This window comes from Streptomyces sp. NPDC054872, assembly GCF_053610705.1.
In genome coordinates this window covers 232,374-250,668 of record NZ_JBSGYY010000003.1, presented here as the reverse complement: position 1 = coordinate 250,668, position 18,295 = coordinate 232,374, and the positions used below count along the sequence as shown (strand labels likewise).

17 protein-coding genes are annotated in these 18,295 nt (G+C 71.7%); 5 read left to right on the top strand and 12 right to left on the bottom strand.

Annotated features, from left to right (window positions below):
* Positions 1–14: 14 nt before the first annotated feature.
* The 3 genes from ACWGIH_RS05220 to ACWGIH_RS05210 all read left to right on the top strand — a co-directional run bounded on the left by ACWGIH_RS05220 (position 15) and on the right by ACWGIH_RS05210 (position 3,323).
* Complete coding sequence (locus tag ACWGIH_RS05220; RefSeq protein ID WP_453449561.1) at positions 15–1,142, top strand: peptidase C39 family protein; 1,128 nt, start codon at positions 15–17, stop codon at positions 1,140–1,142.
* Between the two features lie 103 nt (positions 1,143–1,245).
* A complete protein-coding gene (locus ACWGIH_RS05215; protein WP_453449562.1) occupies positions 1,246–2,478 on the top strand; it encodes a GNAT family N-acetyltransferase in 1,233 nt (410 codons plus the stop codon).
* A 362-nt stretch (positions 2,479–2,840) separates the two neighbouring features.
* Positions 2,841–3,323: a hypothetical protein gene (locus ACWGIH_RS05210; protein ID WP_453449563.1), complete on the top strand. Its 483-nt coding sequence runs from the start codon at positions 2,841–2,843 to the stop codon at positions 3,321–3,323.
* Positions 3,324–3,348: 25 nt separating this feature from the next.
* On the opposite strand, the gene ACWGIH_RS05205 is transcribed toward ACWGIH_RS05210, so the two are convergent.
* The 8 genes from ACWGIH_RS05205 to ACWGIH_RS05170 all read right to left on the bottom strand — a co-directional run bounded on the left by ACWGIH_RS05205 (position 3,349) and on the right by ACWGIH_RS05170 (position 11,805).
* The gene (locus tag ACWGIH_RS05205; protein ID WP_453449564.1) at positions 3,349–4,212 is read right to left on the bottom strand and encodes an endo alpha-1,4 polygalactosaminidase; all 864 of its coding nucleotides are present in this window, start codon (positions 4,210–4,212) and stop codon (positions 3,349–3,351) included.
* Between the two features lie 181 nt (positions 4,213–4,393).
* Complete coding sequence (locus tag ACWGIH_RS05200; protein WP_453449565.1) at positions 4,394–5,272, bottom strand: SIS domain-containing protein; 879 nt, start codon at positions 5,270–5,272, stop codon at positions 4,394–4,396.
* A gap of 82 nt (positions 5,273–5,354) precedes the next feature.
* Complete coding sequence (gene melA / locus ACWGIH_RS05195; protein WP_453449566.1) at positions 5,355–6,665, bottom strand: alpha-galactosidase; 1,311 nt, start codon at positions 6,663–6,665, stop codon at positions 5,355–5,357.
* Positions 6,662–7,621: a carbohydrate kinase family protein gene (locus ACWGIH_RS05190; RefSeq protein ID WP_453449567.1), complete on the bottom strand. Its 960-nt coding sequence runs from the start codon at positions 7,619–7,621 to the stop codon at positions 6,662–6,664. Before ACWGIH_RS05190 ends, melA begins: the two co-directional genes overlap by 4 nt.
* A 51-nt stretch (positions 7,622–7,672) precedes the next feature.
* Positions 7,673–8,566: a carbohydrate ABC transporter permease gene (locus ACWGIH_RS05185; protein ID WP_453449568.1), complete on the bottom strand. Its 894-nt coding sequence runs from the start codon at positions 8,564–8,566 to the stop codon at positions 7,673–7,675.
* The gene (locus ACWGIH_RS05180; RefSeq protein ID WP_453449569.1) at positions 8,566–9,528 is read right to left on the bottom strand and encodes a carbohydrate ABC transporter permease; all 963 of its coding nucleotides are present in this window, start codon (positions 9,526–9,528) and stop codon (positions 8,566–8,568) included. The genes ACWGIH_RS05185 and ACWGIH_RS05180 overlap by 1 nt, the downstream gene beginning before the upstream one ends.
* An 8-nt stretch (positions 9,529–9,536) precedes the next feature.
* Entirely contained in the window at positions 9,537–10,865 is a 1,329-nt protein-coding gene (locus tag ACWGIH_RS05175; protein WP_453449570.1) for an ABC transporter substrate-binding protein, read from the bottom strand.
* Between the two features lie 121 nt (positions 10,866–10,986).
* Positions 10,987–11,805 carry an endo alpha-1,4 polygalactosaminidase gene (locus tag ACWGIH_RS05170; RefSeq protein ID WP_453449571.1) on the bottom strand — a complete coding sequence of 273 codons (819 nt, stop codon included), beginning with the start codon at positions 11,803–11,805 and terminating at the stop codon, positions 10,987–10,989.
* 269 nt (positions 11,806–12,074) lie between these two features.
* Between ACWGIH_RS05170 and ACWGIH_RS05165 the strand changes: the two genes are divergently transcribed.
* Positions 12,075–12,833: a DeoR/GlpR family DNA-binding transcription regulator gene (locus ACWGIH_RS05165; RefSeq protein ID WP_453449572.1), complete on the top strand. Its 759-nt coding sequence runs from the start codon at positions 12,075–12,077 to the stop codon at positions 12,831–12,833.
* 21 nt (positions 12,834–12,854) lie between these two features.
* Here ACWGIH_RS05165 and hemC read toward each other — a convergent pair whose 3' ends face one another.
* Positions 12,855–13,790, bottom strand: coding sequence for a hydroxymethylbilane synthase (hemC, locus tag ACWGIH_RS05160; protein ID WP_453449573.1), 936 nt, complete (start codon positions 13,788–13,790; stop codon positions 12,855–12,857).
* Between the two features lie 178 nt (positions 13,791–13,968).
* Here hemC and ACWGIH_RS05155 point away from each other — a divergent pair, with 178 nt between their 5' ends.
* Positions 13,969–14,448, top strand: a complete 480-nt coding sequence (locus tag ACWGIH_RS05155) for a GNAT family N-acetyltransferase (protein ID WP_453449574.1) — start codon at positions 13,969–13,971, stop codon at positions 14,446–14,448.
* Positions 14,449–14,462: 14 nt separating this feature from the next.
* On the opposite strand, the gene ACWGIH_RS05150 is transcribed toward ACWGIH_RS05155, so the two are convergent.
* The 3 genes from ACWGIH_RS05150 to ACWGIH_RS05140 form a co-directional block, all read right to left on the bottom strand.
* Positions 14,463–15,983: an MFS transporter gene (locus tag ACWGIH_RS05150; RefSeq protein WP_453449575.1), complete on the bottom strand. Its 1,521-nt coding sequence runs from the start codon at positions 15,981–15,983 to the stop codon at positions 14,463–14,465.
* 12 nt (positions 15,984–15,995) lie between these two features.
* Positions 15,996–17,522: an MFS transporter gene (locus ACWGIH_RS05145; RefSeq protein WP_453449576.1), complete on the bottom strand. Its 1,527-nt coding sequence runs from the start codon at positions 17,520–17,522 to the stop codon at positions 15,996–15,998.
* 164 nt (positions 17,523–17,686) lie between these two features.
* Entirely contained in the window at positions 17,687–18,100 is a 414-nt protein-coding gene (locus ACWGIH_RS05140) for a VOC family protein (RefSeq protein ID WP_453449577.1), read from the bottom strand.
* Positions 18,101–18,295: the final 195 nt, after the last annotated feature.

Below are 18,295 nucleotides of genomic sequence, written 5' to 3'. Positions count from 1 at the left end.
GCAGGAGCACCAGAATGTCGCCCCATCAGGAAACGCCCGCGCGGCCCGCAGAGCCCGTGAGGAGCACCGTCGTTCCCTACGAGCGCGATACCCCGCCGATCCAGCTGGCGCGGCTCGCCCACCACGAGGTGTCGGAGCGCTGGCGAGCGGTCGACCGCTCCGCCCACGCCCCGCACATCGTGGCCGTACCCGACGGCGACGGCGGGGACTGGACCGCTGCCGCGCTCGTGACGGCCCGTCCGGACACGGCCTATCTGAAGATCGTGGATGCCGTCGGCGACGTACCGGCAGTCGTGGAGGCGGTCGTCGCCCACGCCCGTCGCCGAGAGCTCGCGCAGGTCAAGTGGGAAGGGTGGTCGGCGAGTCCCGCGGACGCCGCTGCCGCCGGCTTCGCCCCCTTGAACCCTCCGCTCGCGCAGTCGGAGGGGGCGGCAGGGCCGGCCGCCGGTTACGTGCGCTGGCTGCGCGACGGCGTACTGACCGAGCCTCCGTACTACGGGCAGAGCACGCACTTCACCTGCGGCGCCGTCACCGCCTTGGTCGCGCAGGCGCACGCGGGGCGGCTGCCGCGGGAGGGGCTCGACCGGAACGCGGAGTTGACGCTGTGGCGCGATGCCACCAACTTCCTCGCGTGCGAGCCCGTCGGACTGGGCGTCGCCCTGAGCCGAGCCTGGCCCGCTTCCCCGGTCACGGTCCACCTCGACACCGACCGGCCGGTCATGCTCGACCACCTTTCGGAGAGCGACCAGGAATGGCGTGCCCTGCTCCAGCGCGCCTCCCGTGCGGACGCGGAACGCATCGGTGTCCCGATCGACCCGAGCCGCCTCTCCCTGAGCTCGATCCGGGAGGCGGTCGGCCGACGCGAACACGTACTGCTCCTGCTCTCGCTCGCCCGGATGCAGGGGTTCGACGTACCGCACTGGGTGCTCTGCCACGGCGTCGTACCCGGCGCCGTCGTGATCGAGGATCCGTGGGCCAACGCGGCGACGGGGGACACCTGGGTCGACGCCCATCTCCTGCCGGTCCCCGCCCCCTCGCTCGACGCGATGTCGGCCATCTCGCCGGAGGGCTTCCGCGGTGCGGTGACCGTCGGCCGTGCGCGGCGACGGGACGCGGCCTCGGCCGTTGCGGACGGCGAGTAGTCCGCTGGGCCCGCGGCCGGACACCATGCCGGTGTGCCGGTACTCCTCCGTACTCACCTGGTACTCCGTACTCACCCGGCACTTCGAGAAGGAAGCGACAGCGATGCACATTCGTCCCACGACCGATGAGGACCTGGACGTCTTCGTCGACACGGTCCACGCGGCATTCGGACACTTCCCGGAAACCCCGGTCGCGGGCGGCGGGCGCTGGTGGTCGGCGCTCGAAACGGACCGCGGACTGCTGGCCCTGGCAGCGGACGGGCGGCCGGTGGGCACCGCCGCCGCGTACTCCTTCGACCTCACCCTGCCCGGTCGGACCACCGCTCCGGTCGCCGGGGTGAGCGCGGTCGGCGTCCTGCCCTCGCACCGGCGGCGTGGCGTGCTCAGCGCGATGATGCGGCGCCAACTCGCCGACGTACGGGCCCGGGGCGAGTTCCTCGCGGTGCTGCTGGCTTCCGAGGCGCCGATCTACGGCAGGTTCGGTTACGGACCGGCGACCTTCACCGCCCGGCTGACGGTGCCGCGCCACCGGGCCGACCTCGCGGTCCCCCGGGCGGGCGCGACGGCCGACGCACCGGCGTCCGGCACGGACAGCGGGTATGTCGAGGTGCTGCGGCGTGCCGAGTGCGGCGAGATCCTCGAAGAGGTCTACGACCGCTACCGCCGCGCCCAGCCCGGCGCGCTGTCCCGGCCGCACCGCTGGTGGGCCCTGGGAGCGGGGCAGTCGCCCGTCTCGCCGGCGCCGCGCTACGTAGCCGTCCACTGGGACGCCGAAGGCACGGCGGACGGCTACGCCAGCTACTCCATCAGCGAGCCCGACACCCTGACGGTCGACGAGACCATAGCCACCGATGACGCGGTCTTCACCGCCCTGGCCCGGTGCGTGCTCGGACACGACCTGGTCTCGCGGGTCGTGTTCCGGCACGTCCCGCCCGAGCACCCGCTGCGCTGGCAACTGGCAGACCTCCGGGCCGGCGCGATCGGCGAACACACGGACTGGCTGTGGGTGCGTCTCCTCGATGTCCCGCGCGCCCTGACAGCGCGTGGCTGGTCCACCGACGGTGAGCTGATCCTCGACGTCGTGGACCCGTTCCTCGAAGAGCACGGCCGCTATCTGCTGACGGTCCGTGACGGCAAGGCCGCCTGTGTCCCCACGGACCGCCGGCCCGACCTGTCCCTGGACGTACGTGACCTGGGCTCGCTCTACCTGGGCGGCACCGCCCCGAGCACGCTCGTGCGCGCGGGACACATCCGGGCCCACCACCCGGACGCCACGACCCTCGCGGACGCACTCTTCCGCACGGAACGGGCCCCGCACTGCCTGCACTGGTTCTGAGCGAGTTCCACGGAGCTCCCGGAGGTCGGGATCCGTGTGCGTGCCCCCGCACACAGTGCCGTAAGGTCTGCGCGTCGCGAACGCGGAAGATCAAGGGGGCAACGGGGATGCGGGCAAGGGGTCGTGGGGCAGCGGGTGCGGTGGTGGCCGTCGGGGTGGTCGTGGCCGTCACGGGATGTTCGGCGCGAGGGTCGGCCGAAGCCCTGGAGGCGAAGGAATCGCCGTCCGCGTCGGCGCCCTCGAAGTCTTCGCTGCCGGCATCAGGAGCACCGTCGTCATCGCTGTCAGCCCGGCAGTTGAAGGGTCTCCTGTTGCGGGACGGGGATGTGCGGGGCATCGAGAGTGCGCCGGTGCAGGGACCCGTGCCCAAGTACGATCCGCGGGTCCTGGTGCCGGGGGAGGGCTGCCAGGACGTGTTCGACGCGCTCGTGTCGCACAACGCGTCCACGTCCGTGATCCAGGACTTCTGGTGGCGGAAGAACCAATGGGGCGGGCGGACTTGGCTGGCCTCGTACGCCGGGGACGGTGCGTCGAGGGAGTTCCGGAGGCTCGCGGAGGGGCTCAAGACGTGCAAGACCCTGGTGGGGCAGACCCCGGAGGGAAAGCTCAACTCCCGTATCTCCGTGTCGAAGGCGCCCGGCGACCTCGGGGACGAAGCCGTCGCCTTCGACCTGAGCATGGACGGCCCCAAGGGCACTGTGCTGACCGACCACCACATCTGGGTGCGGGTGGGCGCCCTCACCGTGGAGTTCGGCGACCGGGGTGCACAGCGCACCCCTGGCTTCCCCCTCGATGTGGTGGTCGGCAAGCAGCTCGATCGGCTCACGCAGAGGCCGGGCGCCTGACGCGGGCCCGGCCCCGGAGCGGCCCTCAGCACTGTGCGAAGACGTATCCCTTCGCTCCCTCGGGGCTGACGTCGCGGTCGCGCAGGGTGATGGAGAGACGGGAACCCCAGGCGTCACAGGCGTTGCGGTAGTCCTTGCGCGTGTACTCGACGGCGAAGACCTTGTCGTCGTAGGCGTCGGCGAAGTCGCCGCACTCCTTGTACGCCGCGCACTCCTCGACCACGGCGAAGTCGAAACCGACACGACGGCGCTCGGGCAGGAGGTCGGTGGTGTTCTTCTGGGCGATGGCCAGGCCACGGCTGTGCGCACGCTCGGCGAGCAACTCGGCGAAAGCGGCGGCGTCCTCGGTCGTGAGGAGATCGTCCGAACGCTCGTAGGAGTCGAGGTTGTCGGGCTCCACCGCGTCGTGTCCCGACTCGGCGCAGCCGTCGATCCACGGTCCGACGATGTCCATCAGCTCGCTGCGCTTGCCGGGCGTGGAGATGTCCAGGAGCGGCTCCTCCCAGTCCTCGTCGACCACCAGGGAGCCTTCGTCGTCCTTCAGGAGCAGGCCGGGGTGGTTCTTCTTCCACCAGGTGACGGCCTTGCCCGGCTGGGACTGGAAGGCGTTGACGTAGCACACGTTGTAGAGGCCCTCGGCCGGTTCGGCGGAGCGGTCGCGGGACACCGCCCGCACCGCGTCGCCGGGCGGGTAGGGGCCGCCGAGCTGGTAGTCGAAGACGGCGTCCGCCTCCGGCGCGCGTACGGCGTCCGACCGGTCCGTGGCCGGGGTGTCCTTGCCGTCGTCGGGGGTGCAGGCGGTCGCGGCCAGGAGGAGGGCGGCGGCGCAGGCGGCCAGCCGGGCAGGGAGCGCGGGGCGCGGGGGGTTCGAACGGTGCGGGCGGTGCATCGAAGACTTTCGTTCGGGGGCGGCTGTCGGTGCGGGCAGCCGCCGGGTCAACGCGCCGCGGGTCCACCGGGGGCGGGCCTCGCGGCCCTTCCGTGTGGCGAAATGTGACGCGATGTCGATCTTACGTACGTCAGCCTGGGCCTCGGCGGGCAGGTTGACGGTCAGGCCGGCGCCGGGCGGTTCAGGACAGGACCACCGAGCGGGTCAGATGGGCCGGCTTGTCGGGGTCGCGCCCCGCGTCCTCGGCGAGCCGTACGGCAAGACGCTGGGCGAGCACGAGTTCGGCGAGCGGGTCGAGCTCGGGGGCGCGGAGGTACGCCCCGGTGTCCTCGATCCGGGCGGCCAGCTCCGCGGGCAGCGGAGACAGGCTCCACACGGCTCGTCCGGGACCGGCGACCGCGATGGGCCCGTGGCGGTACTCCATCACCGGGTAGGACTCGGTCCACCGGGCCGCCGCCTCACGCACCTTGAGCGCCGCCTCGTGCGCGAGCCCGGCGTGCCAGCCCTCGCCGAGGAAGGTCACCTGCTCCGCGGCAGGCAGCCGTGGATCGAGCGGCGCGCTCAGGGCCGTGGTCACGTCGGTCAGCGCCCGGTCGAGATCGTGTCCCAAGTGGGCGAGCAGGAGCACGAGTTGCGTGGTCGGATAGCGGGTCTGCACGACGGAGCGCTCATCGGCGTGGTCGAGGATGATCACGTCGTCGGCGGCGCGCGCGGCAGGCGACCGGGGCACCGCCGTGAGGGTGGTGACGCGCGCGGAGGAGCGGGCCGCCCCGAGGGCGGTGAGGATTTCGGTGGTGGTGCCGGAACGGGTGAGGGCCAGGATGCGGTCGTACGGGCGGTGCAGCCGGGCCGCGGACGCGGGGAAGGCGTCGGTGGGGCCGTGCCCCAGGTCCTCCCGCAGGTGCGCGTAGGCCTGGGCCATGAACAGCGACGTACCGCAGCCGATCACGGCGACCCGCTCACCCTTGGCGGGCAACGCCTGGGCGTATTCCGGGAGTTGTTTCAGCGCGTACTCCCAGCACTGCGGCTGTGAGTCGATTTCCTGGCTTGTGAGCGACATGGCGGGTGCTTTCTCCATCAGGTCAAGTGGAGGCGATGCGATGGGTGGGGTGCCGGGTGCTGGATGTCCGGGCGTCGGCCGGTCAGTCGCCCAGCAGAGGGCGCAAGGACGGCTGGAGGCGCTCCGCGTGGGCGCTGACCATGTCGTCGCACAGCCGCCAGATCTCTTCCACCGGCAGCGCCGCCGCGGTGGCCGGGTCGGTCATCGCGGCGTGCCGGATGTGGCGTGGCTCGTCGTCGAGGGCGGCGCGTACGACCAGGTCGTTCATGCTGAGGTACGTGCGGTTGAGCGCCGCGAGTTGTGGGGGCAGGGAGCCCACGCGGGTCGGCTGGATGCCGGAGGCGTCGACGAGGCAGGGGACCTCGACCACCCCATGGCCCGGGAGGTTGTCGATCAGGCCGTGGTTGGGGACGTTGCCGTAGACGGTGCGCGGGGCGCCGGTCACGATGCTGTGGATGATCTGCGGGGCGTACTCCATGGTGCCCTCGACGGTGAGCGGTTCACCGGCGGCCAGGGCGTCGCGCGTGTGGTGATAGGCGGCGACGTTCTCCTCGACGATGCCGAGGTAGGCGCCGACCGGCAGGCGCAGGCGCTCGATCTCCTTGTCGTGGTGCAGGTACCAGGGGACGTACTCGGAGGAGTGCTCGCTGGTCTCGGTGGGGTAGTAGCCGAGCCGCCGGTACATGTCGACGCGGACCCGGCGCCGCAACTGCGCGTCCCCGGCGATGAGTTCGTCGAGCCGTGGGTAGAGATCGCGCCCCTGGTGCTCGAATCGCAGCACCCACGCCTGGTGGTTGACGCCCGCCGCCCGGTAGGTGATCTCCTCGTACGGGACGTCGATCAGCTCGGCCAGATCCCGCATGGTCCAGTACACGGAGTGGCACAGGCCCACCACCCGGGTCAGGCCGGTGGCCTGGGTGAGGTACTGGATGTTCATGGCCATGGGGTTGGTGTAGTTGAGGAGCCAGGCGTCCGGGCAGAGTTCGGCGATGTCCTCGCCGAGGGCCTTCAGGAGCGGGAAGGTGCGCAGGGCGCGGAAGATGCCGCCGATGCCGAGGGTGTCGCCGATGGTCTGGCGCAGACCGTATCGGGCCGGGACCTCGAAGTCGGTGCGGGTGGCCTCGCCCATGCCGACCTGCACGATGTTGATGACGAAGTCCGCGCCCGCCAGGGCCTCGCGCCGGTCGGCGTGGCGGGTGACGGTGGCGTGCGCGCCGAGGTGGCCGGCGATGTACTCGGCCGCTGCCTGCGCGGTGGTCAGGCGTTCGGCGTCGATGTCGTGCAGGGCGATATGGGCACCCTTCAGCTCGGGGAAGGCGAAGAGGTCGGCGAGCAGGCCCTGGGTGAAGACGACGCTGCCGGCGCCGATGAAGGCGATCTTGGGATGGGTCATGAGGCGTGCGCTCCGCTCAGGGTGGTGTGGGCGAGGACTTCGTCCCGCGTGGGCTGGGCCGACGTGCCGCCGTGGGCGCGGGTGGACAGCGACCCGCAGGCGACGGCGAACCGCAGCGCCTCGTGCGGCGGCCGTGCGTCGAGGAGCGCGGCGATGAATCCGGCGTCGAAACTGTCCCCGGCGCCGACGGTGTCGACGGGGGTCAGGGGAAGGCCCGGTGCGGTCAGCAGGGTGTGGCCGTTGTGGCACAGGGCGCCGGCGGCGCCGTTCTTGACCACGGCCAACGGGACGTGGGCGGACAGGAGTTCGGCGGCGCGCTCCGGGCTGCTGCCGGTCGGTGCCCCCGCCAGGTGCAGGGCCTCCCGGGCGTTGGGCAGCAGGATGTCGGTCTCGGCGAGCACGGCGTCGAGGGCTGCCCGGTCCCATCGCCCCGACGGGTCGTCCTGGGTGTCCAAGGACGTGCTCGCGCCGTGCCATCGTGCGGTGCGCAGCAGCCGGGGCAGGTCGGCGGCCAGGCGGGGCTGGAGGAAGTACGAGGCGGCGTGGACGTGCCGGGCGTCGGCCAGGAGCTCGACGGGGACGTCGTCGCCGCTGACGGCGGTCAGGGTGCCCGGAGAGGTGAGGATCGCTCGGTCGTCGTCCTGGGTGAGCACGACGGTGAGCGGGGTCGGCCGGGAGGTGTCCGTCCGCAGCGCGCGGGTGTCGACGCCGCGTGCGGTGAGCGCGTCACGCGTGTAGCGGCCGGCCTCGTCGTCACCGACAAGCCCGGCGAAGGCCACCTTCAGGCCCAGGCGCGCGGCCCCGCACGCCATGATCGCGGCCGAGCCGCCGAGGGTCAGGGACCCGGCGCCGACGAGTTGTTCGCGCTGGCCGAAGGCGAGCGGCCCGGTGAGCGGGCCGAGGATCACATCGGGGTTGGCGTCCCCGATGACGAGCAGATCGTACGAGTGGGACATCGATTTCCTTCGGATCGTGCGAGGGAGCGGGGAAGGACGCGGCGGGAAGGGTCAGCCCTTCAGGCCGCTGGAGGTGACCGAGCGGATGAAGGCCTTCTGCGCGAAGAGGAACGCGACCAGGACCGGCAGGACGGTGATCACGTTGCCCGCCATCACCGCGGACCAGCGGGTGTGGTGCTGCCCCTGGAAGGTGGTGAGTCCCAGCTGCAGCGTGTACTGGGTGTCGTGGTTGATCGCGATCAGCGGCCAGGTCAGGTCGTTCCACGTGGTGAGGAAGGTCAGTACGGCCACCGTGGCGAGCGCGGGCCGCGCCAGCGGCAGCACGATCGACCAGAGGACCCGCAGCCGCGAGCAGCCGTCGATCCAGGCGGCCTCCTCCAGCTCCCTGGGCAGGGAGAGGAAGAACTGCCGCAGCAGGAACACCGCGAACGGCGTGACCAGGGAGGGCACGATCAGGGCGCCGAGGGTGTCGATGAGGCCCAGCTTCTTCATCACGAGGAAGGTGGGGATCATCGTCAGCTGGAAGGGCACCGCCATCGTCGCCAGCATCAGCACGAGCAGCATCCGCGAGCCGCGGAAGCGCATCCGCGCGAACGCGTAGCCGCCGAGCGCGCCGAAGACGAGGTTCGACGTGACCGCGACGGCGGAGACGATCGCGGAGTTCAGCAGCCAGCGCGGGAACATGGCGTTGCCGAGCACATAGCGGTAGCCGCCCAGATCGACACTGGAGGGCCACAGCGCCGGCGGGAAGCGGTTGATCTCGGCGTTGCTCATCACCGAGCTCAGGAGCAGCCAGATCAGCGGCACCGCGAAGAGCAGGGCCAGCGGTGCGAGCAGCGCGTGCCAGCCACTGAACGGCAACCGGAAGCGGCGGTGGCGGCGCGGGGCGGCGGGCTCGGCGGCCCGGCGCGCGGTGGCCTCGGGTGCGGTGGTGGTCGCGGTCATCAGGCGGCTGCTTTCGTACGAAGGGTGCGTGCGCGGCCGGGGCCACGGCCACGGACCACGCGCATCACGACGGCCACCACGAACAAGGCGAGCGCCAGGACGTAGGCGGCCGCTGCGCCGTACCCGGCGGTGAAGTTCTTGAAGGCCTGCTCCCAGATGAAGTAGACGATCACCGTGGTCGACCCGAGCGGTCCGCCCTTGGTCGTCACATAGACGAGGTCGAAGACCTGAAGGGACTGGATGGTCTGCCACAGCAGCAGGAACACGCTGACCGGGGAGAGCGCGGGCAGTGTCACGTGGCGCAGCAGATGCCACCGCCCCGCGCCGTCCAGGCGGGCCGCCTCGATCAGCGACTGCTCGACGTCCTGCAGTGCGGCCAGGTAGATGACGGTGCACAGCCCGGTGCCGCTCCACAGCGTGATGGCGACCAGGACGAACAGCGCCTGCGAGGAGTCGGTGAGGAAGCCCTGCGGCGAGATCCCCAGACGGTGAAGCACGGAGTTGGCGGCCCCGAACTCGGGGTCGAGGATGAACGAGAACAGCACGCCCTGGGCGGTGGCCGAGATCACGAACGGCACGAAGAACAGGGTGCGGTACAGGCCGACGAAGCGGATCCGCCGGTTCAGTGCCAGGGCGAGGACCAGTCCGACGGCGATGCTCAAGGGCACGTACAAGAGGGTGTAGAGCAGGGTGTTGCGCACGGCCTGGCTGAAGTGCGGGTCCTGGGCCAGCGCACGGTAGTTGTCCAGGCCCACCCAACGGCTGGGCGTGACCAGGTCGTTGGCCTGGAAGGACAGCAGCAGCGACCACACGACCGGCAAGACGCTCAGACCGAGGATGACGAGGACGGCGGGGGAGATGAACGCCCAGGCGGTGGCGGTCTCTCCGCGGCGTCGGCGGCGCAGGGCGCGTTGGCCGGACGGGTCCGGCGGCAGGGTCAGGGGGCGGGGAAGTGACGGCATATCGGTCCTCAACGCGGTATCAGCAGGGCGGCGTTGGCCTCGTCGGCGCATGAACGCACCGCGTCGGCGGGGCTCTTGCGGCCGAGCAGCACGGAAACGACCGCCTGCCCGAGGGACTGGGAGATGCGGGGGTAGGCGGCGTGCACGGGGCGGACCCGCGCCGATGTGACCGCCTCGGTGAACACCGGAAGGCCGGGCATGTCGGTGGCGTGCTCGCGCCAGGCGGGACGGTCCTGGCTGCGTCGGCTCAGCGGGAGGCTGCCCGCCTCGACGGCCCAACGGCTGTCCTGAGCAGGCTGGTTGAGCCAGCTGACGAAGGTGCGAGCCGCCTGTGCCCGGGCCTCGCCGTTGTCGAAGACCGTCCAGGTGTCGGGGCCCGAGATGGTCACGGGGCGGCGGCTGAAGCTGGGCATCGGCACGACGTGGTAGTCGACCTCGGCCTGGGAGATGTCCGGCAGCTGCCAGGGGCCGGTGGGCACCATGCCCATCCGTCCGGAGAGGAAGACCTGGTACATCTGCTCGCTGCCGGGCTTGGGGTCGACGTACACGCTCTTGTCGCGCACCAGGTCCCGTACGACCTCGAGCGCGCGTACGCCCTCCCGCGCGAAGCCGATGCCGTGCCCGTCGTCGGCGATCACGTCGCCGCCCAGGTCCCACACCATCGGCCACACCCGCCACACGGTGTCCTCGTCGCCGGTGCCGGGCCAGCCGGTGCCGAAACGGCCGCGGGAGGCGTCGGTCAGCCGGCGTGCCGTGTCGGTGAACTCCTGCCAGGTCCAGCCGGGTTCGGGCAGATCGAGTCCCGCGTCGGCGAACAGTTTCTTGTTGCAGACCACGGCGAGGCAGTCCAGGAGCGCGGGCATCGCACGGACCCGGCCGTTGACGGTGACGGCCTGCCGGGCCGGGCCCCAGAAGTTGCGCCATGGTGTCGGCCCCGCACGTACATGGGAGGTCAGGTCGACCACCTGGGGGCTCCGGGCGACGCTGGCCAGGTCGGAGCCGAAGACGTAGGCGACATCGGGGTAGGAGCCAGCGGCGAGCGCGGCGGTGATCTTCTGGAGCATGGCGTCGGCGAGCACACCGCCGCCCATGTCGACGCTGATGTCCGGATGCGCGGCGTGGAAGCGGGCCACCAGGCCTTTCAGGACCTTCGCCGCGGTGTCCGTCTGCCCGTGCCACAGCTGGATGGTCACCCGCCCGTCGGGTCCGACCCCGTCGGCGGGCCCCGTGCCGCAGCCGGCCAGCGTGCCCCCTCCCGCCACCATCGCCGCCGCGCCGCCCACGCGCAGCACACTGCGCCGTGACGGGTGGCCCGGCGCTCGGGGTCCTGTGCTCATCACTGCCTCCAGGGGGATGGGGTGCGCCCGCGGCGCGGGAAATTCATGGGTGCGCGCAGGCCAGGGGCCGGAACGTCCACGGCGGGGGAGGGAGAGGGGGAGGCCGGAGGGGCCGAGGGTGTCAGCAGGTCTTGCGGACGTGTCCGTCGCTGCCCGCGGGCGTCACGCCGACGTCGCGGCGCACGATGGCGAGCCGGTCGCCGAAGCCCGCGCAGGCCTTGCGCAGACCGGCGTCCGTGTACTCGATGACCAGGACGTCGTCGCCGAACGCGGAGGTGTAGTCCGCGCACTCGTCGTACGCGCCGCACTCCTCGGCGACGGCGAAGTCGAGCCCGGTCCGTGCACGCTCACCGGCCAGCTGAGGAGTGTTCTTCTGCGCGACGGCCAGACCCTGTTCGTGGGCGTGCGCGGAGAGCAGCGCGATGAACGACATGGCCTGATTGGCCGTCAGCAGGTCGGGGAAGCGGGTGAAGGTGTCGTAGTTGTCCGGCTCGACGGCCTGGAAGCCCTTGTCGGCGCAGCCGTCGATCCAGCCGCCGACCTCGGCGGCGATGCGCTCGCGCTTGCCCGCGGTGCGGATGTCCAGGACGGCCTCGCCCCAGTCGCCGTCGTACACGACATCGCCGTTGTCGTCCCGCAGCAGCAGGTCGGCATCCCAGTCGTCCTCCGCCCCCGGCTGGGCCTGGAAGGCGTTGAGGTAGCAGATGTTGTACAGGCCGGGAGCGGGGGCCGCCGCCGCGTCCCGGCTGACGGTCGCGACCCCGGCGGGCGGTGTGTACGCGCCGCCGATCTGGTAGTCGAAACCGGCGTGACGCGGCGGCAGCGGGGCGGCGGTGGCGCCCGCGGAGGCGGTCGACGGGGCGAGCAGGCAGGCGGCCGCGGTGGCCGTGAGGGCCGCGGACGCGACGACACCCCTGCGCAGAACACGATTGAGGCTCATCTCAGAGCTCCAGATGTCTGGGGGCACGTCCCCGCCTCGGACACGGGAAGGGTCCTGGCGACTCAGTCCGGGCTCATGGCCGTGGCCACCTACCGGCTAGGCGTACCTCTGCGCCGAGTGCTCGGCATCGGCGTGCCAGGGAGTTAATCGAGCAGCTTCGGTCATGTCAAGGGATGAGGGCTGAAGAGCACTTGGCCGACTCGCGCAGAAACACTCACGATTTCTGCGGGACTCTGCTCGGGTCGGCGTCCGGGGTCTATGCTCGCCCCGTGCTGAGAAGCGACCGCCAGGCGCGGATACTTGAGCATGTGGCCGCCCAGGGCAGTGCGGACGTCACGCAGTTGGCCGGGCTGCTCGGCGTCTCGCAGGCGACCGTGCGCCGTGACCTTCGGCAGCTGAGCGACCAGCGGCTCCTCGAGCGCACGCACGGCGGCGCGGTCCTCGGCGGTGTGAGCATCGAGGTGCCGCTGAGGCACCGGATCGACCAGCGCTCCCCGCAGAAGCAGGCCATCGCGCGGGCCGCGGCCCGGCTGGTCCCCGCCGGTGCGGTGGTCGGTCTCACCGGCGGCAGCACCACCACGGAAGTGGCCAGGCTGCTCGCCGACCGCGGCCCCGTCACGATCGTCACCAACGCCGTGAACATCGCGGCCGCCCTCGTCCTGCGCCCGACCGTCACCCTGATCGTGGTCGGCGGCACCGCCCGCAGCGAGAGCTACGAACTGGTCGGTCCCATCGCGGAGAAGACGCTCGCCGACCATCACACGGACATCGCGTTCCTCGGCGTGGACGGCATCAGCGCCGCCCACGGGTGCACCACGCACGACCAGTTGGAGGCGGCCACCGACCGTGCCTTCGCGGGACACAGCAGTCGTACCGTCGTGGTCGCCGACCACACCAAGATCGGCAGGGCGACGTTCGCCAGGATCTGCCCGACGGGAGGGGTGCACACCCTCGTCACCGACGCCGGGGCGGCCGGTGGCGAGCTGGACGCCATCGCCGCCGTCGGCGTGCGGGTCACCGTCGCGTGAGCACCCTCGGTCGAGAGAGGTTCAGTGCGCGATCGAGTCGATCAGCTCGCGCGCGCCCTGGCGCAGCAGCGTGACCGCCACGGACGTGCCGAGTGTCGCCGGGTCGAGGGGCCCGGCCCACTCGTGGGCGTTGAGGACCGTCTTGCCGTCCGGGGTGAAGACCCGGGCGCGCAGCGAGAGGTCGCCGCCCCGCTCGCAGCGCGCGTACCCGGCGATGGGGGAGTTGCAGTGCCCCTGCAGGACGTGCAGGAACATGCGCTCGGCGGTGGCCTCCCGCCAGGCCTCCGGGTCGCCGAGGCCCGACACGGCGTCGATGGTCTCTGTGTCCTCCTCGCGGCACTGCAGCGCCAGGATGCCCGCCCCGATCGGCGGGCACATCGTCTCCACCGAGAGCACCTCGCTGACCACGTCCATCCGGTCGATGCGTTCGAGGCCCGACACGGCGAGGAGCAGCGCGTCCGCGTCGCCGGCGGCCAGCTTCTCCATCCGGCGGCCGGCGTTCCCGCGCATCGGGACGCACTCCAACTCCGGGTGTGACGCGGCCAGTTGCGCGATGCGGCGCACCGACGACGTGCCGATGCGAGTTCCAGCGGGCAGCTCGTCAAGGGTGAGACCGCCGGGGTGGATGAGCGCGTCACGGATGTCGTCGCGCTTGAGGAACGCGGCGAAGGTGGTGCCCGCCGGAAGCGGCCGGTCCGCCGGTACGTCCTTGACGCAGTGCACCGCGAGGTCCGCCTCACCGGCGAGCAGCGCCGCGTCGACCTCCTTGGTGAACGCGCCCTTGCCGCCGAGCTTCGCGAGGTCCCCCATCCAGCGGTCCCCGGAGGTCGTGACCGGTACGACCTCCGTACGGATCCCGGGGTGCAGCGCGGCGAGTTCGGCGCGTACGCGCTCCACCTGGGCCAGCGCCATGGGGGAGGAACGGGAGACGATGCGGATCAGCTCAGGAGCGGACATGCGCACCACGATAGGCGCTTACCGCAGCAGTCTGTTAAAGGGCTCCGCACTTGAGCCGTGGGCCCCGCGGCGGCCGGTCCTGGCGTGCGCGACGCCCCGCGCCCTCATAGCGTGAGAAGCAGCCGGTCACCGCCCCCGCCCCGCGCAGGTCCCGGCGTCAGTGACCCAGGAGGTCCCCATGTCAGCCGCCGCCGCCCACCAGCGGTCCCCGATCGTTCTCGAACGGATGGCTCCCACCCATCTGGCCGACGTGCTCGCCCTGGGGCGTGAGCTCTACGACACCTCGGTGAAGCCGTACACCTCCTGGTCGCTGTCGGCGATCGCCCGGCATCTGGACGCCGACGCCTCCTCCTGCTGGGTGGCGCTCGACGGTGACGATCTCGCCGGGTTCGTCCTCGGCTCGATGGGGTTCGACCAGCGCGCGGACTGGGGGAACCTGGAGTGGATCGCCAGCGCCCCCGCCCATCAGGGCAAGGGTGTCGCCAGCCATCTGGTGCAGGCCTGCTGCGCCACGCTGACCGCCGCCGGTGCCACCGCCGTGGTGACCGACGTCGAGTCGCGCAACACCGCGTCCGCCACGCTGATGCGGCGCAACGGCTTCAAGGAGAGCGTGACGGTCACCCTCTTCGTGCGCGAGGCGCCTGACGCGGCGGTCTGACGCTCCGGGCACCGCTACCCCGCGCAGTCCTTGCCCGGCTCCAACGGCGGTGCCCCGACGCCGAGGTGGGACTTGCAGCGCGGCGTGTTCCCCGCGTCCTCGTGCCAGGAGTCGGGTCGCGGGCGGATGAAGACCGCCGCCGCTGCCGCCGCGAGGACGAACAGGCCCGCACAGCCCACCGCCGCCTTGCCGAAGGCCGAGTTCAGCGCCTCGGGGTCCGCGTACGCCGTCCCGGACAGCCCCACGGCCAGCGGCAGCGCGGCGACGACCAGCATCTGGGCCACCCGCGCCGCGGTGTTGTTGACGCCGCTCGCCAGACCCGCGCGGCCCGCGTCGACCGAGGCGAGGACCGTGGCGGTCAGCGGAGCCACGAACAGGCTCATCCCCAGGCCGAGGACCACGACCGCGGGAAGGACTTCCGTGACGTACGCCGCCCCGGGCTCGATCCGCAGCATCAAAAGCGCCCCGGCGGCCGCGGTCAACGGCCCCGCGACCAGCGGCAAGGTGGGCCCCACCCGCCGCGCCAGATCGCCCGCGGCCGCCGAGAGCAGCAGCATCAGGACCGTGATCGGCAGCGTCGCCGTGCCCGCCTGCAACGCGTCGTAGCCCAGCGTCGTCTGCAACTGCACCGGCAGCATGAACAGGAGCCCGCCGATGGCCGCGTACAGGCACAGCGTCATCACGTTGGCCGCGCTGAACAGGCGGGAGCGGAAGAGGGAGAGCGGCAGCATCGGGTTGCGGCGGCGGTGCTCGACGACGACGAAGGCAATACCGGCGGCGAGCCCGCCGAGCCCCGGCAGGAGCGCCGCTGCCTTCGACGCGTCTCCCGCGGCGCCGATCAGCGCGAAGCTGATGCCCGCGAGGAACAGCGCCGCCAGGCACGCCCCCGTCACGTCGAACGGCTTCTCGGCGGCGCCTTCGGCCCGGCTCTCCGGCACATGCCGGACCGCGAGGAGCACGAGCGCCGCCAGCGGCACATTGATCAGGAAGATCCACCGCCAGCCGGGCCCGTCGATCAGCCAGCCGCCAAGGAACGGCCCGACCGCGCCCGCCACCCCGCCGAGCCCCGACCAGGCGCCCACCGCGCGTGCCTGGTCCTTCGGCCGGAACGACGTACGCACCAGGGCGAGCGATCCCGGCGTGAGGAGCGCGCCGCCGATGCCCTGCAGCGCCCGCGCCGCGATGAGTGTCCCCGCGTTCTGCGCGAGCCCGCAAAGGGCCGAGGCGACGGCGAACCACACCACGCCGATGACCAGGGTGCGCCGCCGCCCGATCCGGTCGCCGAGCGCCCCGCCGAGCAGCAACAGCGCGGAGAGCGTGAGCATGTAGGCGTTGACGACCCACTGCAGGGACGCGAGTGACGTGTCCAGGTCCCGGCCGAGGGTGGGCAGGGCGACGTTCACCACCGTGCCGTCCAGCATCGCCATGCCGGACGCGAGGACGGCGCAGGTGAGCACCCAGCGGCCCCGGGCCGAAGCCAGCGCGACGCCTCCGTCGCCGTCCTGCGCCGGTGCGGCCTCCGGTGCGGTTGCCATCGCCCCTCCGTCCTACATGTGCACCGCGCCGCCGCCCGCGTCCGAGTGGACCGGAGCTCCCCTGCGGTACAGCACGACCGTAACGATCAGCCCGACCGCGAAGAAGACCGCCGACCATGTGTACGCGGTCGAGTAACTCTCCATCGCTGACTGGGCCTTCACCTGGGGCGTCGGTTCCCTGCCCACGAGGTAGTTGGCGGCGGCGCTCGTCGCCAGGGAGTTGAGCAGGGCCGTGCCGATCGAACCACCCACCTGCTGGCTGGTGTTGACCATCGCCGACGCCACTCCCGCGTCATGCGCGGCGACGCCGGCGGTGGCCATGCTCATCGCCGGTGCGAAGACCAGGCCGAGCCCCAGACCGGCGACGAGCAGCGGCGGCAGCACGTGGGCCGCGTACCCGCTGTGCACGTCGAGCGCGGTGAGCCAGGCCATCGCGGCAGCCGCCAGGCCCATGCCGAGCGGGACGATCGGCTTCGCGCCGAACCGCGGCACGAGCACGTTGGTCGTGACGACCGAGATCACCACCATCACGGCGACCATCGGCAGGAACGCGAGCCCTGTCTTGACCGGCGTGTAGCCCAGGATCTGCTGGAGGTAGTACGTCAGGAACAGGAAGACGCCGAACATGCCCGCGCCGGAGATGAACATCGCGAGGAACGACGCCCCGCGGTCCCGGTCGAGCACCACCCGCAGCGGGAGCAGCGGATGCGCGGCCCGCGTCTGCCACCAGGCGAAGGCCGCCACGAGGACGGCGCCGACCACGAGGAAGCCCCAGGTGTCCACGTCGCTCCAGGCGTGCGTCTCGGCGTTGGAGAAGCCGTAGACGATGCAGAACAGGCCCGCGGAGACCAGCAGGGTGCCGGGCACGTCCAGCTTCGGGCGGTCGGCGGGCCTGCCGCCGTGCAGCAGCCGGGCGCCGCCCAGCATGGCGAACACCGCGAAGATCAGGTTCACGTACAGGCACCAGCGCCAGTCCAGGTACTCGGTCAGGACGCCGCCGAGGAGCAGACCGACCGCACCGCCCGCGCCCGCGATGGCGCCGTAGATGCCGAACGCCTTGGCGCGTTCCTTGGGGTCGGTGAACGTCGTGGTGAGCAGGGAAAGCGCGGCGGGCGCCAGGAGCGCGCCGAACACGCCCTGCAGGGCGCGGGCCACCACCAGCATGGTGAAGCTGGACGCCGCGCCGCCGAGGGCCGAGGCGAGCGCGAATCCGCCGAGACCGGCGAGGAAGACCACTTTGCGGCCCACCAGGTCGGCGATGCGCCCGCCCAGGAGCAGCAGGCTGCCGAAGGCGAGCGCGTACGCGGTGACGATCCACTGGCGGTTGCCGTCGCTGAACCCGAGGTCCTGCTGGGCCGAGGGCAGCGCGATGTTCACGATCGTCGCGTCGAGGACCACCATGAGCTGGGCGATGCCGACGATGCCGAGGATGAGCCAGCGGTGCTCGTGGCTTCCGCCGCTGGGATGTGGGGGAGCGGAGGCGCTTGATCCTGCGGTCTGCCCCGCTTCGAAGGGCTCGGGCGCGGGCGAGCGGTCCATCGGTGCCTCCAGACGTCCCCCCGCCTCCCAAGACATCCCCGTCACACCGTAGACGCGCTGCTCAGAGCCCGCGACCGGGGCGCGGCGAGGTCCGGGCCCCGCACCTTGGACTGCTCGCTGCTCGGTCTGCGCGAACTGCTCGGTTCAGCGGCGGGCGATCAGCGTCAGCTCTGCGGCTCGCTGATGTTGACCATCCAGGGGATGCCGAAGCGGTCCGTGCACATGCCGAACACGTCGCCCCACATCTGCTTCTCCAGCGGCACGGCCACCGAGCCGCCGGCGGACAGCTTCTCCCAGTAGCCGCGCAGCTCGGCCTCGTCGTCCCCGCTGAGGCTCACCGAGAAGTTGTTGCCCGGGGTGTGGTCCATGCCGGGCGGTGTGTCGGCGCCCATCAGGGTGAAGCCGTTCGGCGCCGACAGCATGCCGTGCATGATCTTGTCGGCGGACGGGGTGTCCTGCTGGCCGGCTTCACCGAAGGTGTTGAGCGCGAGCTCGCCGCCGAAGACCTCCTTGTAGAACTCCAGGGCTTGGCGGGCGTCGCCGCCGAAGCTGAGATACGGGTTGAGGCGCGAGACCATGGAAACCTCCGGGAACGGGGTGAAACGGTCAGTAGCGCGGAGACTAGCGCGAGGCACTGACAACGGCCCGGCGAGCGGCGGGCGCTCGGCCGGGCGCCGGGCATGCGGGGACGCGACGGGCATGCGGCACGTCGTCCCCTGATGGACGGAAAGTCCGCTGCATGTAGCGTGCAGTCATTTGTCGCACCCGGTTAT